The 2,651-nt window shown below is 72.5% G+C and carries 2 protein-coding genes; both read left to right on the forward strand.

From position 1 onward, the window contains the following. Window positions 1-138: 138 nt before the first annotated feature. Entirely contained in the window at window positions 139-1,638 is a 1,500-nt protein-coding gene (locus tag ACFV2S_RS24835; RefSeq protein ID WP_385563063.1) for a glutamate--cysteine ligase, read from the forward strand. A 118-nt stretch (window positions 1,639-1,756) separates the two neighbouring features. Next, window positions 1,757-2,548, forward strand: a complete 792-nt coding sequence (locus ACFV2S_RS24840; RefSeq protein ID WP_385563415.1) for a CPBP family intramembrane glutamic endopeptidase — start codon at window positions 1,757-1,759, stop codon at window positions 2,546-2,548. The last annotated feature ends 103 nt before the right edge of the window (window positions 2,549-2,651 follow it).

Below are 2,651 nucleotides of genomic sequence, written 5' to 3' on the forward strand. Positions count from 1 at the left end.
GCTGGGCGGGTCGCCCCCCCCCCCCTCCCTATCCCCCCCCGGGGCGGTCGGCGGGGGGTGGGGTGGGGGGGGGGGGGGGGGGGGGGGGGGGCCCGCGCGCCCCCCCCGCCCCCCCCCCACTTGGGGAGGGACGCTTCGATGGGGGAGAAGGTCGTGGCCGACGGGTTCGGCCCGTCCGACCGGCAGCAGTACCGGAGAAAGCTCCAGCAGTGTCTCGCGGGACTGGCGCGGCTGTTGGCGGAGAAGAGGTTCGACCGGCCCCGCAATCTCATGGGCGTGGAGATCGAACTCAATCTCGCCGGCGCCGACGGGCTGCCCAGGATGCTCAACGGCCCGGTTCTCGAAAAGATCGCCAGCCCCGATTTCCAGACGGAACTCGGAATGTTCAACCTCGAAGTGAACATCGCGCCCCACCAGCTCGACGGCCGCGTATTCGATCGGCTCGCGGAGGAGATCGGAACCGGCATCGGATATGCCGACCGCAAGGCGTCGGAACTCGACGCCGGCGTCGTCATGATCGGCATACTCCCCACGCTCAGCCAGCGCGACCTGGTCCCCGAGAACCTCTCGGACAACGACCGCTACACCCTCCTCAACGACCAGATACTCGCGGCACGCGGCGAGGACTTCACCCTCGACATCCACGGTGTCGAACGCCTGCTGTGCACCTCGGAGTCGATCGTGCCCGAGGCGGCCTGCACCTCGGTGCAGCTGCACCTCCAGGTGACACCGGCCCGGTTCGCCGCCGTGTGGAACGCGGCGCAGGCCGTGTCCGGCGTCCAGATCGCGCTCGGCGCCAACGCCCCCTTCGTCTTCGGCCGCGAGCTGTGGCGGGAGTCCCGCCCGCCGCTCTTCCAGCAGGCCACCGACACCCGCCCGCCCGAGCTGCAGTCCCAGGGAGTCCGGCCCCGCACCTGGTTCGGCGAGCGGTGGGTGGACTCGGTGTACGACCTCTTCGAGGAGAACGTCCGCTACTTCCCCGCCCTGCTGCCGCTCTGCGACGAGGAGGACCCGCTGCTCGTCCTGGACCGGGGCGGGGTGCCCCGCCTCCAGGAACTGGTCCTCCACAACGGCACGGTCTACCGCTGGAACAGGCCGGTGTACGGCTGGGTCGACGGCGTCCCGCACCTGCGCGTCGAGAACCGGGTGCTGCCGGCGGGGCCGACCGTCACCGACGTGATCGCGAACGCGGCCTTCTACTACGGGCTCGTCCGCTCGCTCGCCGACGACCCCCGGCCGGTGTGGAAGCGGATGGCCTTCCAGGACGCCGAGGCCAACTTCGACACCGCCTGCCGCCACGGCATCGAGGCGGAGCTGCGCTGGCCCCGCTCGGGGCGCGCCGGCGGCATCGCGACCCTCCCGGCCGTACGGCTGGTCCTCGACGAGCTGCTGCCGCTGGCCGCGGCGGGGCTCGACGCCTGGCACATCGAGCCGGCCGACCGGGACTTCTACCTGGGGGTGATCGAGCAGCGCTGTCTGCGGAGGGTGAACGGCGCCTCCTGGCAGGCCGACACCTTCCACCGGGCGGTGGAGTCGGGCCTCGACCGGGAGGCCGCCCTCGCGGCGACCACCCGCCGCTACCGGACGCTCATGCTCACGGGCGAGCCGGTGCACACCTGGCCCGTGGGGATCGACTGACCTCCACCCCGCCCCCTCCATGGGTGATCATGTCAGGGTGGTTCCGGGCGGCCGGGGCCGCCGGAACGGCGTGAGCCCGCGAGGGGAAGTGGAGACAGGTGTGGTGTCGGAGCAACGACTGAGGGACCCCTCCCCATCCCCCGACGGCCTGCCGCGCGGAGTGTTGCGCTCCGAGACGCTCATCGTGCTCGCGCTCTCCCTGGGGGCGAGTGGGGTGTCGGCGCTCATCAGCTTCATCGGCGCGCTGACCAAGCCGGGCTCGCTGAAGGAGCAGGCGGCGACGCTCAACGGCTCCCACGCCCCCGGGAGGCCCTGGCTCGACCTGTCCTGGCAGCTCTTCGGCATCGCCACCGCGCTCGTCCCGGTCGTGCTCGTCGCCCATCTCCTGATGCGGGAGGGGCACGGCGTACGGGGGCTGCGGGCCCTCGGCTTCGACCGGACCCGCCCGTGGTCCGACCTCGGGCGCGGGGCCCTCGTCGCCGCGGGGATCGGGAGCGCGGGCCTCGCGTTCTACCTGGCGGCGCGGACGTCCGGGTTCAACCTCACCGTGGTGCCCGAGTCGCTCCCCGAGGTGTGGTGGAAGTACCCGGTGCTGATCCTCTCGGCGGTGCAGAACGCCGTCCTGGAGGAGGTCATCGTCGTCGGCTATCTGCTGCGCAGGCTCGGCCAGTTGGGCTGGACGCCGATGGCGGCCCTGGTGGCGAGCTCGGTGCTGCGCGGCTCGTACCACCTCTACCAGGGGATCGGCGGCTTCATCGGCAACATGGTGATGGGCGTGGTCTTCGTGCTGCTCTACCGCCGCTGGGGGCGGGTCGGACCGCTGGTCGCGGCACACGCGCTGCTCGACATCGTGGCCTTCGTCGGGTACGGACTGCTCGCCGGGAAGGTGGGCTGGCTGCCCACCGTCTGACGGGCACGGCGAGAGGGGCGGGGGGGGGGGGGGCCCCCCCCCCCCCCCGCCGTCAAACCCGCCCGGGGCCCGCCCTGAACCAGGAGGCGGGGGCGGTGATGAG

This window comes from Streptomyces sp. NPDC059695 (assembly GCF_042733785.1).
Lineage (GTDB): Bacteria > Actinomycetota > Actinomycetes > Streptomycetales > Streptomycetaceae > Streptomyces.